Genomic DNA, 13,933 nt, shown 5'->3' with positions numbered 1-13,933 from the left:
CGCTCGTTCACGTGATTCGCGGCTTCCGCGGGCCTAGACTCAAGAATCTAATAAATGGTGCAAAAGTAATCGGTGCGATAGTGCTGGGAATCGGACCCCACACCATCACGACCAGGCCCTTCGCAGTGCCGTGACACGGCCGGGCCAGCACCGCGTCGAGACGCTTGCCGGCGAGGTTGATGCCCGTCCGCTCCTCGGAGACGCCGTAGTCGGTGCCGACGACCGTCACCCCGGTCGAGCAGGCGAGCACCCCGCGTCGCCGCCGCAAGTCAACGAAACGCTGATCCTGCCATTGCGGCGTCATGCGTCCGGCAGATGCGGGAGCAGGGCCCGCTTGGAAATGATGTGGGCCGTACTACTAATACCCACGAAGGGAAACACGCTGATGAACATCGACGACTTCGAGGAAAAGAACGCACACCTGGCCCGTCGTGCGGCCGCCCGCACCGGTCGCGACCGGATTGCTCAGGTGCTGGTTCTCGAACCATGGGGGTTGTTCTCCCGCCTGTTCTCCTGGTTCTGATCGTGTCCCCTCCGGCCGGGAGGAACAGTGGGTAGCCTGCCGGAACTGATCGACCTCCCTCATTGATTACCTTCGGGTCGTGAACGGGTGACAGATTCCGCCTCAGGTCTGTCTGGCCGCCTGCGGCCGCCTCTGCCGCGACCGGCTCGCCCCGTTGATCTATCCTCCACGGAATGCGCGCGTCGGCTGAGGAATATCGCTGGGAGACCGCCCGCGGCGGCCGGATTCCGTCCGGCGCGACGCCACACGGCTACGAGGCCGACGGCGAGCCGCTCTGGGTGTGCCGCGTGCGGATGCACGGCGGAGTGCACCCGGCCAAGGTCCGCCCCGCGTTCGGCGCGGCACAGGCGAGCTGGGGCGGTGACGAGGTCGCCGTCGACGAGTACGAGGTGCTCTTGGACCGCGGTGTCTGGGGCATCGCGTCCGGCGGCGCGGTACCCGCGAACGCGTTCCCGGCCGGCCGGGAGAGCGACGGCGAACCGCTCTACGTCGCCCGCGCGGCGGTCGGGCCTGGCACCCTGCACCTCGGCAAGGTCCGCCCCGCCTTCGGCGGCGCCAACATCGGATACGGCAACGAGGAACACCAGATCCTGTCGTACGAGGTGCTGCTGGACCCGTCGTCTCCCGCGCCCCGGACCGCCCGGCGCCCCGGCGTGCCGATGGAACCCACCTACGCCGACTTCGGCACCGAACCGCCGCGCACCGGCAACATGACGGTCCGCGCCGCCGAGCGGGCCTCGGCCGCGGGCGACCACCTGGCCATCGGCGACGGCGGCTACGTCGAGCTCGAGTTCGACGTGCCCGACCCGGCCGTCGTCCGCGAGGCCTGTGTCGCCCTGCGTGCCCTCGCGTCGATGCTCTCCCACGAGCCGGGACACGCCCCGCTGACCGTCCGCCTCAACGGCCGGCCGCTCGCCGAGCGGCTGCGGATCCCGAACGGCGGGGGACTGCCGCAACGGCTCGCCTTCGCGGTGCCCGCCGAGGACCTCGTCGCCGGCCGCAACACCCTGCGCATCGAGAGCGGCGACGACGCCCGGACCATGCTGTGGCTGTACCGGGTGACGATCGACCCGATGCACGCCCACGACCAGGCGAACCTGACGCTGGAACGGCAGGTGATCGCCGAACCGGTGCTGCGGTACACGACCGAGGCCGGCGACGTCACCGTCTACATCGACCGCGGCGAGCAGGCCGTCCTCGAGCAGGTCGCCTGGGCGGACGCGTCCGGCGCCGAGTACGCGATCACGTTCGAGCAGCGGCAGGCCGCCTTCTACGGCTGGCGCCGGCAGCCGGGACAGCGGCCGAGGGAGTTCCGTGGCCGGCTGATCGGGCGTGGCGCCGTGGCCAAGGAGGCGCTCCGCTTCACCACGGAGGAGGGCTGGAGCGGCGGATGGCACCGCAGCGGGGACCTGCACCTCGCGGTGGGCGTGCCGGGCCACGCGGCCACCAGGCTGAGCTGGCGCGACGGCCGCGGCAACAACGGCACCGTGGCATTCGGCGGCGGCGGATTCCTGGGCACCTATCAGCGGGCCGGCGAGGGCCCGATCGGCTACCGCGGCCACTGATTCCACTATGGTCACAGTACGTAACGCGCATGTCGGGTGACGGCCCGCATTGGAGTGCTCGACATCACCTGAACTGCGTTTTTCCCGTGGAGTTTCGGTGTCGTAACCTACGCAGCGTGATCTTCTTCGACGACTCGGACGCCGTCGCCGTCCAGGACGCCCCGGTTCTCTCCGCCCGCTTCGACCTCTGGACCGTCGCCGGCCGTCTCGCCGCCGGAGCCGGCGCCGCGGCGCTGATGCTCGTCGCTGTCGCCGCGGCCGCCGCCGGGGTGACCGCGGCCCTGATCTGACCGTTCGGCCGTCCAGGGCGGCGGCTAACGTGGCGGCGTGATGCGTGCGGAACTCGGTGACTTTCTGCGGCGCCGCCGGGACGCGCTGACCCCGGCCGCGGCCGGTCTCCCCGGCGGCGGCCGCAGGCGGGCACCCGGGCTGCGCCGCGACGAGGTGGCGTCGCTGGCCCACCTGTCGGTCACCTACTACGAGCGCCTCGAACAGGGCCGCGGGCCGCACCCGTCCGCCGCCACCCTCGCGGCGCTCTGCGCGGCACTGCGGCTGACCGGCGACGAACGCGACCACGCCTATCGGTTGGCCGGACACGCGGCACCGGCCGGCCCGGACGAGACGCCCGACCCGGGACTGCTGGCGCTGCTGCACGGCAACGCGTCCGCCCCGGGCTATCTCGCCGACGACCTCGGCACCGTCCTGGCGCAGAACGCGCTCAACGTCGCGCTGTTCGGCCCGTTCACCGGGCTGCCCGGCCGCGCGGGCAACCTGATCTGGCGCTGGTTCACCTCACCGCGGTGGCGCCGGACCCTGGAACCGGGCAAGGACCACGAGCCGACCGGGCGAGCCTACGTGGCCGACCTGCGGGCGGTGACGGTCCAGCGGGGCCACGACGAGGCGGCACTCGCCCTGGTCGAGGATCTGCGGGCGGCCAGTGGCGAGTTCGCGCGGATGTGGGACGAGCACCACGTGTCCGCGCTGCACTGCACGACCAAGCACATCGTCGACCAGCGGGTGGGCCGGCTCGACCTCGACTGCGTCGTCGTGACCAGCCCACACTCCCGGCAGAGGCTGCTGCTTCTCCTCCCGATGGCGGGCACCGGCACCGAGGACCGGCTGATGGGCGTTTTATCCCCGCACTGACGGGACGTGGCTGACTGGCAACGGAGTTTCTACGGTTTCCCGGACCACAAGATCACCTCCGGAGGTATCCGTATGAACACCGTCGTCCTCGTGCACGGCTTCTGGCACGCCAGCTGGTGCTGGAGCCCGGTCACCGAACTGCTGTCCGGCCACGGCGTACCGTGCGTCGCGGTCGACCTCGACGGCCACGGACTACGCGCCGGCACGCCCGCCGTCACCGCCACCTCGGCCGCGTCACTACTGATCGAACAACTCCGCACGATCGGCCGTGGCGAACCGGTCACCGTGGTCGCGCACAGCATGGGCGGCGTCGTCGCCACCCGCGCGGCCGAACTCGCACCCGAGCTGTTCGCCGGCCTGATCTACCTGAGCGCGTTCGCGCCGGTCCTCGGCCTGCCCGCCGGCGCCTACATCGACCAGCCGGAGAACCTCGGCGAGCACGTCACCGGCCTGATCGCCGCCGACCCCGCGGTCACCGGCACGCTGCGCATCGATCCCGCGAACACCGGCGCCGTACGCGACTGCTTCTACCACGACGTGCCGCGTCCCTTCGCCGACGCGGCAATCGCCCTGCTCACCCCGGACGGCCCGCTGGGCGTGACCACCGAGGCGTTCGACGTCACCACCGAACGGTTCGGCCGGATCCCGGTCACCTACCTGGTCTGCACCGAGGACCGGGCCGTCCCGCCGGCTCTCCAGCACCGCTTCGCCAAGGAGATCAACACCAAGACCATCACGCCGGTACGGGTGATCGAGCTGCCCACCGCGCACTCACCGTTCCTGTCGCACCCCGGCGTGCTGGCCGACGCCATCCAAGCCCGCAACGGAAGCTGACCGCGTCGGGTCCCCGACACATCACACTGTGTCCGCCCCGGTGCGGAAGGTTCGTGTCGTAATGGTGACGAGCATTCCGACCACGTCCGCGAATCCGGCGAGGAGGACTGATCGAGTGAGCGCCACCACCCGCGAGACCCGCCCTGACGAGCCCGTTCCCGACCGGCCGGAAGAGCCGGAGCCCGTACTGCCGGAACTCCGCCCGATGTGGTGGGAGCAGGGCATGCGCGCCCGGGTCAACGCCGGCCTGTTCGGCGTGTTCACCGGCATGCCACGCCTGATCGTCGAAGCCCTGAAGATCAGCTGGTCCGCCGACCGCGTCCGCACCGGAATAGTCGCGGCGTCGACGCTCACGTCCGGGGCGATGGCCACCTTCGGCCTGCTGGCGACGCAGCGCGTGCTGGTCGCGCTGTTCGCCGCCGGACCGACCCCGGACCGGGTCCGCGCCGCCCTGCCGGCCCTCGCGCTGCTGGCGTTCGCCACCGCGGTGCGCGGCGCACTCGGCATCGCCACCGGCTACGCCATGAACGGGCTGACACCCCGGGTGAACCAGCGCGCCGAGCGGCGCCTGTTCGAGACCACCACCGCGGTACGACTGGACGCCTTCGACCAGGACAGCTTCGCCGACAGCATGGAACGCGCCTCCCGCGGCTCCGACTCGGTGATCGACCTCGTCCAAGGTGTGATGAACCTGCTGGCCGGCGTGGTCAGCCTCTGCGCCGTCACGGTCGCGGTCGTCGTCATCCACCCGCTGCTCCTGGTGGCGCTGGTCGTGGCCACGGCACCCAACGGCTACGCCGCCCTGCGCGCCGGCCACGTCAAGTTCGGCACCTACCTGGAGAGCTCGGCACGCCGCCGCCGCATGTGGGTGCTGCACCGGCTCATGGCCGAACGGGTCTCGGCGTCGGAGCTGCGGTCGTACGGCCTCCGGGACTTCGTGCTGGGCCTCTACGACCGGGTGATGGGTGCCCAGACCGCCGTCGAGATGGTCCTCGCCCGGCGGATGACCACGACGACCAGCCTCGGCGCGGTGATCAGCGGCCTGGCCACCGCCGGCGTCTACGTGCTGCTCGGCGTGCTGCTGCTGGAGGGCCGGATCCCGCTCGCGGCCGCGGCCACCTGCGTGGTCGCCGTCCAGGCGGCGCAGCGCGCGCTGGTGCAGGTGACCTTCCAGACCGACCGGGTCTTCACCGACGGCCAGCACTTCAACGAGTACGTCGCCTTCCTGTCCCGCGCCGACGCCCACCTGCCCCGCCGTTCCGAGCAGACGCCGCCGCAGCCCGGGCCGCTGCGGGAGCTGATCGTGCGCGGCATCAGCCACCACTACCCGGAACGTGACACCCCGGCCGTCGACGACGTCACCCTGACGATCCGGGCCGGGCAGACCGTCGCCCTGGTCGGGGAGAACGGATCAGGCAAGTCGACGCTGGCGGCGCTGATCGCCGGACTGCGCGACCCGTCCGCAGGCGTTCTGCTGTGGAACGACCGGCCGGTCACCGACTGGGACATCACCGCACTGCAGGGCAGGATCTCGGTGGTCCTCCAGGAACATCACAAGTGGCCGTTCACCGCCGCCACCAACCTCGCCATGGGAGACATCGACACCCCGCCCGAACGGCAACGCATCGAGGACGCCGCGAGGCTGGCCGCGGCCCACGACATGATCCTGGAGCTGCCGCACGGCTACGACACCCTTCTCGATCGTACGTTCGCCGAGGGACAGGACCTCTCCGGCGGCCAGTGGCAGCGGATCACCGCGGGCCGCGGCTTCCTGCGTGACGCCGACCTGCTGATCATGGACGAGCCGTCGTCGGCACTCGACCCGCGCGCCGAGGACACCCTGTTCCAGGCGATCCGCGGCCGCCAGGGCCACCGCACGACCATCCTGATCACTCATCGGCTCGCGAACGTCGTACACGCCGATCGGATCTTCGTCATGCATCACGGCCGTCTCGTGGAGGAGGGCACGCACGGGGAGCTCATCGCGGCGGGCGGCCGCTACGCGGAGCTGTTCGCCCTCCAGTCCGCGGGCTACCAGATCGGGCGGTGCCCCGGGGCTTGACCTTGACGCTGCGTCAACCCCTCATGCTGGCCGGCATGAGCATTCCGCCGACAACAGGTCGCGCCCAGTCGCCCGCGATCTTCGTGCAGGGCCTGGAGAAGTCGTACAAGCAGCTGCGCGTGTTGCGCGGCGTGGACTTCGAGGTGGCCCGGGGCGGCATCTTCGCCCTGCTCGGCTCCAACGGGGCGGGCAAGACCACGCTGGTGAAGATTCTGTCCACGCTGCTCAAGGCCGATGCGGGGACCGCCCGGGTCAACGGCCTCGACGTCGCCGAACAGCCCGCCGAGGTACGCGAGTCCATCAGCCTCACCGGGCAGTTCGCGGCGGTCGACGAGGTCCTCAGCGGGCGGGAGAATCTCGTCCTGGTCGCCAGGCTGAGGCGCCTCAGGGATCCGGGTGTGATCGCGGATGACCTGCTGAGGCGCTTCTCGCTGACCGAGGCGGGCACCCGGAGGGTGGCGGCGTACTCCGGCGGCATGCGCCGCCGCCTGGACATCGCGATGAGCCTGATCGGACATCCGCCGGTCATCTTCCTCGACGAGCCGACGGCCGGGCTGGACCCGCAGGCACGCATCGAGGTGTGGCAGGCCGTCGAGGAACTCGCCGCGGGAGGTACGACGGTACTGCTCACGACGCAGTACCTGAACGAGGCGGAACAACTCGCCGACCGGATCGCGATCCTTCACGAGGGCCGGATCATCGTCGATGGCACCCTGGCCGAGCTCAAACAGCTGGTGCCGCCCGCCGAGGTGGAATACGTCGAGAAGCAGCCCTCCCTCGAAGACGTCTTCCTGGCGGTCCTCGGCGGCGCCGGCGACCAGGACGAGAGGTAAGGAACAACCATGGCCACGCATCTTCTGGGCGATACCACCGTACTCACCGGACGGACCATGCGCCACATCACCCGCAGCCCGGACACCATCGTCACGACCGTGATCACCCCGATCGCCATCATGCTCATGTTCGTCTACGTGTTCGGCGGCGCGATCGACACCGGGTCGGTCTCGTACGTGAACTACATGCTGCCCGGCATCCTGCTCATCACCATCGCGTCGGGCGTCTCCTACACCGCGTTCCGGCTCTTCGGCGACATCCAGAGCGGAATCTTCGAGCGATTCCAGTCCATGCCGATCGCCCGGCCGGGCATGCTCTGGGCACACGTGCTGACCTCACTCGCCGCCAATGTGATCTCGCTCGTGGTCGTCGTCGGCGTCGCCCTGCTCATGGGCTTCCGCTCGAGCGCCGGAGTGCCGGCCTGGCTCGCGGTCGCCGGCATCCTCCTCCTGTTCACCCTGGCGCTGACATGGCTGGCCGTCATCCCCGGCCTCACCGCGAAGTCCGTGGACGGCGCGAGCGCGTTCGCCTACCCGCTCATCTTCCTGCCCTTCGTCAGCTCGGCGTTCGCGCCCACCGACACCATGCCGGGCCCGGTGCGCGCCTTCGCCGAGCACCAGCCGGTGACCTCCATCGTCGATACGATCCGGGACCTGCTCGCCCAGCGGCCGGTCGGCACCGCCATCTGGATCGCCCTGGCCTGGTGCGCCGGCATCCTCGTCCTCGCCTACCTCTTCGCCGGCATCTCGTACCGTCGCAGGATCTCCTGAGCCGGTGCCGAGCGGGTCAGGGCGAGTCGAGGGCGGGATCAGGGCATGCTGACGATCGGTCAACTGGCGGCGTATGCCGGCGTCACGGTGCGGGCAGTGCGGCACTATCACCAGATCGGACTTCTGCCCGAGCCCGAGCGGGATGCTTCGGGGTACCGCTGCTACGGCGCACGAGCAGTCGTGTCCCTCGTCAAGATCCGCACCCTCGCCAACGCCGGCGTGCCGCTGTCTCAGATCGGTCAGATGCTGGAAGCCGACGCGTCGACGTTCGCCGAGGCGATCCAGAGGATCGACAGTCACCTGAACGACGAGATCGAACGGCTGGAGACCAGCCGCGAGCAGATCGCGCAACTCACCGCCGGGGACAGTCTGGCACTCCCACCGGAGGTCGTCTCCTATCTCGACCGGCTACGAGAGATCGGGGCGTCAGAACGGATGGTGGAGGCCGAACGGGACGGTTGGATCGTGGTTGCGGCCCGCTGGCCCGACGGCGTCCGCGAGATCATGCCCGCGAAACACGCCCAGCTCGATGACCCGCAACTCGTTCGGCTCTACCGGCTCGGGTCGGAACTCCTCGACAGCGACAGCGACACCGACACCGACACCGACACCGACCCGCGCCTGCAGGAGGCTGCCGACATCATGGCCGGCCTTCTCGAGCAGGCACACACCTCCGGCGAGAACGTGGGCGAGGCGGTGCACGACGACCTGCCTTTCGACCTCTTGGACGCACTCGCCCTCGAGTCCGACCCGCGGACGCGGCGGCTGATGGACCTGATGCGCGAGCGTGGCTGGGCCAGTTGGATCCGGACGCGGCCGGAGCGGCTGGCGGAACCACCCGGGTGACCGCCCGCGAACCGGTCTGAACTGATGAGTAACTTAGGCCGTACTCCTCCCCGATCGCGTCAACGGAACCAGACCGTCGCGGAGGTGGCATGTCCACGTTGCTCAGCAGTCTGCTCCATCGTGCCGCCCACGCCGCGGGGACCCGCCGCCGACGGTGGCTGATCGGGACCGGTGCCGGTGCGACGGTGCTGGTCACTGTCGGCGTGGCGGCGTACGCACTGCCCGTGCCCTTCCTCGACAGCCTGATCGCCGGCCAGGTCACCGAGCGGGTCAGCGCCCAGATCTCCTGCGCACAGGTCACCGTAGGCGGTGACCGCCTGCTCGCCCAGGCTGTGCGCGGCACGCTTTCCGAAGTGCGGCTCACCGTGCCGGACGTGACGCTCTCCGGCGTACAGCACGCGTCCTTCACCGCCACCCTCAACGACGTGAGCCAGCCCGCCGCCGGCCAGACGCACGTCGGCACGATGACCGCCTCGATCGCGATCGGCTTCGCGAACATGCCGACGGTCGAGGGAACCACCGCCCCCACCTACTCGCGCGCCACCGACGGCGGCCTGATGGTCGACACGGTGGTGCCGGCCGAGGCGTCGGAGAACGTCAAGGCGAAACTGTTCCTCAAGATGCGCATCGCCGGGGACAGCGCCGAAGCCGTACCGCAGCAACTGGAGATCTTCGGCCGCAAGGTCGCCGCCGCCAAGGCATCGGCGCTCACCGGCGGCGTACGCAAGCAGAACCTGCCCGAACTCCCGGACGGCGTGACCTACCGGTCGATCACCCCGCGGGCCGACGGCCTGCACATAGTGCTCGCCGGTGTCGGCACCCAGGCGCTGAACACCCTGCCCACCCAGGTCGGCGACCAGACGGTCACCTACTCGGCCGCCGACGGCCTGCTCGGCATCTCCACAGCGATCAAGGTCGAGCCGATCGTCGACGTACCGCTCACCATCCGCGCCGAACCGCAGCTGGACGGCGACTCGCTCACCCTCGTCCCGCGCCTGGTGCGCATCCTCGGCAAGGACCGGCCGACCGACGAGTTCCTCTCCAAGATCGTGCTCTCCCGGATCGACGAGAAAGACCTGACCCGCAAGCTTCCGCCGCTGCCCCCGGGTGTGCGATACCGAGCGGTCACCGTGGACCCCGATGGCGTACACGTGACCGTCGGCGGGACCACCGTCCAGCCGTTCTCCGTCCTCAAGCAGCCGGAGGGCGGCCAGCCGACCACCTTCGGCGCGGAGGGCGGTTTCCTGACCGCGTCGACCAAGGGCTCAGAACAAGACACCAAGATCCAGCTGTACGCCCAGCCGAAGATCACCGGCAACACGCTGGACATCTCACCGCAGCAGATCGAGATGTTCGGCACCCGCTTCCCCGCCGACCGGGTGCTCGCCCAGGTGAAGTCGTCGCCCACCACCTACCCCCTGCAGGAACTGCCACCCGGCCTCACCTACCGCGACGTCGAGGTGACGCCCAGCGGGCTGCTGATCCACCTGGAGGGCAGCGATGTGACCCTGGCCAAGGGCGCACTCGGGGGCGGCTCCTGCTGATACCACTGGAACCGCGGCGACCTAGTCCTCTGTGTTCCCACCGGCTCCCGGCGCCAGTCCTGGAAGTGCACCCAGCATCGCCTCGAGTTGGCTGACCACCTTGTCCTTCTGCGCGGTCAGATCGACGACCTCCCGGCGGGCGGCCGCGACGATCTGGTCAGCCTCGCCCCTGGCCTCGGCGACTATTTGATCCGCGCGAGCCTGGGCATCCCGGATGATGGCCGCTGCGCGCCGGGTCGCTGCCTCGTCAGACTTGTCAGTTCGCACCATCGACGAATCCCGGCCGGAGTCACCCACGCTCGAACCTCCCGTCAAGGACTGCGCCGGTCCAGTCACCACCGAGTAGATGGCGACGAACAATGCGCCGACGCCGGCTATCCAGCTGGCGATTTCGATGCCGTCCTTGTTCCATTTGGCGTTGATTGCCAGGAGGCCTGCGACCCCCACAAAGAGCAGAGCGGCAGCAACCGTTCGGCGATCCGTCGTCACCGGTTCATCCTGAGGCATTTGAAGATCGACTGCCACTGACACGAGAACGCTGCTCTTCTCGCCCGGGGCGTTTCGAGTCAGAACTCGATGTGCTCGTATTCGACGCTCTCCAGCCAGCCGGTCATCTCTGCGAACTGGTCGCGGGTGACGCCGTGGGCGACCCACTCGTCCTGCTGGTCGAGCCGGAGGAACCCTTTTCCGGCGAAGGCGCGCCGCAGGTAGTCGGTGAAGGTCAGGCAGTGCTCCTCGTCCCGGACGAGCGGATCCGCCCCGGCATGTGGCAGCCAGACGGAGTACGGTGCGCCCCCGCTGATGTTGGCCTTGTGCAGATAGTCGGCGGCGATGGTGATTTCCAGCGGTCCGACGATTTCAGGGTGCAGGTCCTCCGATTCCTCCTGCCACTCCTCGACCGAGAACCACGCCGTGCTGAGGTCGGTGATCTCCAGTGGGTCGGCGACGGCGAGTTGTTCGGGTACGCCGGGCGGGAACGGCGCGTTCCAGGTGCCGCGCGGGACGAGGTCGATGGTTCCGACGATGCGCCAGTAGGCGGCCAGCGCCGGCGGCACCGGCGATCCCGTGATCTGCTCCAGTTCCCGTAGCAGGTCCTCGACATCGTCAGCGGGACCGGACAACGCCTGCTTGTCGATGACCGGCCAGCCGCAGGCGATGAGAGCGGCGGTGAGGCTGGAGGCGTTTCGCCGGACACGCTCCATGGTCAGCTCGGCCACCTGCTCGGCCTCCGCGCGCCACACGTCGTCAAGCGCATCGACCGCGCCGAGGTCACGCCAGACACCTCGATGGTCGCCGTCCCGATAGCGGGCCACGAGATCCCCCGGCCGTAGGTGCCTGCCGGCAGGCGTCCTCGTCTGGACCGCCCGCAAAGCTCTGGCAGCGTCCAGCGCCGGACCGGTGATGGCGGGATCGGCATCCCCGAGTACTTGGCGGGCCTGCGGGCCCAGGAACTCGTGGTCGCGAAGGCTGACGCACAGGTCGAGCCAGCGGCGATCGTGCGACAGCGGGTCGCGCGCCTCCTCCGACTGCCCCGCGTGGTCCGTTCGGGGGAACGAGCGCGGCGATAGAAGACCGAGAGCCTCAGCCGCAGCCGTCAACCCGGCCGTGGTCGCAAGGCACTCGCCGGAGAAGAGATGGCCGACGTTGTCCCAGGCCGTACCGTCGTCGGTGAACATGACCTTCAAAGCCATGAAGCGGCCGAGGTGGTCGTGGTCATGGATACCGTGCCGGAGGGCATCGCGGGCTTCGGCGGTCCCGATCTCGAACAGCGCGTGAGCGGCGGCTACCGCGACCGGATGGACAGGACACTTCTCCCACAGCCCGATCAAGGCCGGAACGGCCGGCTCATACCGCAGCCTGCCGAGTTCACGAATCTTGTCGGCCGCCGGCCGCCAATCGGCACCACCACGGACGGCGGAGATGCCTATCTCCTGGTAGACCCTGGCTTCGTCCGCAGAAAGGCCGGCCCATTGCTCGATGCTGAGGCGGGCCCGGATACCGACATCCGGCCATCGAGCGAGCGCGTCGAGGAGCGACTCCAGCAAGCGCGCGCCATCAGCTTCATTACCGCCCGAGTCGCTCAGCACGCGCACAGTATGCCAGCGGCCGGACGGTGAGCCACCGCCGCTCAGCACAGTAGGCGAGTGCCGGCAGGACCGACCACACCCCGAGCCCCAGCAGTGAGGACAACCTTCGGACGAGTGCCGGCACTCTGCACCCTGGAAGGGCCTCCCGAGACGGACGGAACCCTGGACGAGTCCCATCGTTCCAGCTCAGAAGGCGCTCTGGCGTTCCCGGCCACCGCTACCGGCCGCCCTCACCGAAGGGCTGAGGCTACGCCGCGCGGACATTCCGAGCAGGGAGGCCGCGCGGCGTTCGCATCAGTCCAGGAAAGATGCGGCGGCTGCGCTGATGGCTGCCTGTCCGCTATCGGATGGGTGTAGTCCATCAGTTGCGTACAAGCCCCCGCCGACACCTGCGGGTGAGCCGGTCGACGTCAAGTCGAGTAGCGCAACAGATGAATCCGCGGCCGCTACATCGCGGATGGCATCGGCAAAGTCGCTCCACGTGTAGCCATTAATGGTGCCGTAGGCCGAGAAGTCCCAAGGGATCACTACCGTGACAGACGGTTGGTGGGTGGAGTGCGTACTTGCCTTGGAACGGATACTTTCAATCATGTCTTGCAAGTTTGCAGTGACGCCGGCGGGGGTCTCTGAGCCGCTCAGGTAGTCGTTCGCGCCGAGTGCAATGGTTACCAGATCTGCTTTTGCGGTCGCCGTGATTTCGGCTTGGTCCCACATGCTGGATGTAAAGTCGTCGGTGGTGGCGCCGGTGTGTGCGGCGTCGTACAGGCGGATGCCTCTGGTCTCATCGCCGTTGTACACCATCAGGCCTTCAAGATAACTTGTACCTGATACGCCGGTAACAGTCACCGTATGCGTGCCGGGTGTCGTGAAGGTAACGTGGACGTGGCTGGACGGATCGTAGCTGCCGGAAGTGCTGACATTCACGGGTGCGCCGGAATCAATTTGGTAGCTGAAGGTGCCGCCGGCGCCCTGTGCGTACAGTATGTCAACGGACGTACCGGTGACCGTGAAAGTTTCGTATCCGCCGGTGCTCATGTTGACAATGCGATTGCCCAGCGAGCCACCCCAATATTCCCAGGAGTGGCTGCCGCCCGATGAGGTAAATGGCATCCAGGTCGAATCGGGGGCGTAGGTCGCGTAAAACGATGGCAGATAGCCCGCGCCGCCCGTTGTGCCAGTTGTCGGGTAGGTGCTGCGCAGACTGCCAAGTGTTTCGTCGATCCAGCGATCGGACCTGCTCGATGCGCCCTGGCCCTCTGTGAAGGAATCCCCCCAGGCAACCCAAGTCGCTGGTTGCGAGTTGCGGTTCGCGACAGCGTTGCTCCATTGTTCAAGGGCGTCGTCGCCATAGCTGCTGCCCGAGGGCGCGGGGGTGGTGTGGCCTACGGTAAAGGTTTGCGAAGCGCCCGCCTGGTACCAGACGTTATTGACGCTGAGGCACACAAAATAGGTGTACGTTCCGGCATCGAAGGCTTTTGTGGAGCCATTTAAGTTTGTGCCGGTCGTGCTGATGAGATGGTTGGTGTGCTTATCGAAGTCCCAAATCTCGCCAGAAGCATCACGCACACAGATACCGGCATGTTCGGCCGTTGTTTGTGGCGACGCCTGCACATTGGCAGTAGCCGTGACGTTGGCGCCGCTCACTGTTGCCGACATCGAGTTCAGGGTGAATGTCGGACTGGCATGAGCCACACTGCTATGCGTGAATGGTGCGGCGACTGC

Annotated in this window: 15 protein-coding genes; 11 read left to right on the top strand and 4 right to left on the bottom strand. The window is 68.6% G+C overall.

Annotation, left to right across the window (positions count from 1 at the left end; all coding sequences use genetic code 11):
• Positions 1–7 precede the first annotated feature (7 nt).
• Positions 8–304: a hypothetical protein gene (locus tag CLV67_RS51390; protein WP_146169482.1), complete on the bottom strand. Its 297-nt coding sequence runs from the start codon at positions 302–304 to the stop codon at positions 8–10.
• Positions 305–385: 81 nt separating this feature from the next.
• Here CLV67_RS51390 and CLV67_RS52290 point away from each other — a divergent pair, with 81 nt between their 5' ends.
• From CLV67_RS52290 to CLV67_RS39640, 10 genes are all read left to right on the top strand, one after another.
• Positions 386–523, top strand: coding sequence for a hypothetical protein (locus CLV67_RS52290; protein ID WP_170154181.1), 138 nt, complete (start codon positions 386–388; stop codon positions 521–523).
• 173 nt (positions 524–696) lie between these two features.
• Positions 697–2,088 (top strand): DM9 repeat-containing protein, encoded by a 1,392-nt coding sequence (locus CLV67_RS39675; protein ID WP_106328071.1) that lies wholly within the window; start codon positions 697–699, stop codon positions 2,086–2,088.
• Positions 2,089–2,204: 116 nt separating this feature from the next.
• Complete coding sequence (locus CLV67_RS52285) at positions 2,205–2,378, top strand: hypothetical protein (RefSeq protein WP_170154180.1); 174 nt, start codon at positions 2,205–2,207, stop codon at positions 2,376–2,378.
• A gap of 40 nt (positions 2,379–2,418) precedes the next feature.
• Positions 2,419–3,234 (top strand): helix-turn-helix transcriptional regulator, encoded by an 816-nt coding sequence (locus tag CLV67_RS39670; protein WP_239166120.1) that lies wholly within the window; start codon positions 2,419–2,421, stop codon positions 3,232–3,234.
• Between the two features lie 72 nt (positions 3,235–3,306).
• Positions 3,307–4,068, top strand: a complete 762-nt coding sequence (locus CLV67_RS39665; protein WP_106328265.1) for an alpha/beta fold hydrolase — start codon at positions 3,307–3,309, stop codon at positions 4,066–4,068.
• Positions 4,069–4,141: 73 nt separating this feature from the next.
• A complete protein-coding gene (locus tag CLV67_RS39660; RefSeq protein WP_106328264.1) occupies positions 4,142–6,130 on the top strand; it encodes an ABC transporter ATP-binding protein in 1,989 nt (662 codons plus the stop codon).
• Positions 6,131–6,165: 35 nt separating this feature from the next.
• The gene (locus CLV67_RS39655; RefSeq protein ID WP_239166109.1) at positions 6,166–6,963 is read left to right on the top strand and encodes an ABC transporter ATP-binding protein; all 798 of its coding nucleotides are present in this window, start codon (positions 6,166–6,168) and stop codon (positions 6,961–6,963) included.
• Positions 6,964–6,972: 9 nt separating this feature from the next.
• On the top strand, positions 6,973–7,734 hold the full coding sequence (locus tag CLV67_RS39650) for an ABC transporter permease (RefSeq protein WP_106328065.1): 762 nt from the start codon (positions 6,973–6,975) through the stop codon (positions 7,732–7,734).
• 45 nt (positions 7,735–7,779) lie between these two features.
• Positions 7,780–8,580, top strand: a complete 801-nt coding sequence (locus tag CLV67_RS39645) for a MerR family transcriptional regulator (RefSeq protein WP_106328063.1) — start codon at positions 7,780–7,782, stop codon at positions 8,578–8,580.
• Positions 8,581–8,669: 89 nt separating this feature from the next.
• The gene (locus tag CLV67_RS39640; RefSeq protein WP_106328061.1) at positions 8,670–10,124 is read left to right on the top strand and encodes an LmeA family phospholipid-binding protein; all 1,455 of its coding nucleotides are present in this window, start codon (positions 8,670–8,672) and stop codon (positions 10,122–10,124) included.
• 21 nt (positions 10,125–10,145) lie between these two features.
• On the opposite strand, the gene CLV67_RS39635 is transcribed toward CLV67_RS39640, so the two are convergent.
• Both CLV67_RS39635 and CLV67_RS39630 read right to left on the bottom strand, forming a co-directional pair.
• Positions 10,146–10,613 carry a hypothetical protein gene (locus CLV67_RS39635; protein ID WP_106328059.1) on the bottom strand — a complete coding sequence of 156 codons (468 nt, stop codon included), beginning with the start codon at positions 10,611–10,613 and terminating at the stop codon, positions 10,146–10,148.
• Between the two features lie 77 nt (positions 10,614–10,690).
• Complete coding sequence (locus CLV67_RS39630) at positions 10,691–11,800, bottom strand: hypothetical protein (protein WP_146169481.1); 1,110 nt, start codon at positions 11,798–11,800, stop codon at positions 10,691–10,693.
• Here CLV67_RS39630 and CLV67_RS51385 point away from each other — a divergent pair.
• Complete coding sequence (locus CLV67_RS51385) at positions 11,759–12,241, top strand: hypothetical protein (RefSeq protein WP_146169480.1); 483 nt, start codon at positions 11,759–11,761, stop codon at positions 12,239–12,241. The genes CLV67_RS39630 and CLV67_RS51385 overlap by 42 nt on opposite strands.
• A 264-nt stretch (positions 12,242–12,505) precedes the next feature.
• On the opposite strand, the gene CLV67_RS39625 is transcribed toward CLV67_RS51385, so the two are convergent.
• Complete coding sequence (locus tag CLV67_RS39625; protein WP_170154179.1) at positions 12,506–13,867, bottom strand: SGNH/GDSL hydrolase family protein; 1,362 nt, start codon at positions 13,865–13,867, stop codon at positions 12,506–12,508.
• Positions 13,868–13,933: the final 66 nt, after the last annotated feature.

The organism is Actinoplanes italicus, assembly GCF_003001815.1.
Classification (GTDB): domain Bacteria; phylum Actinomycetota; class Actinomycetes; order Mycobacteriales; family Micromonosporaceae; genus Actinoplanes; species Actinoplanes italicus.
This window is presented reverse-complemented; position numbering and strand designations above follow the sequence as displayed.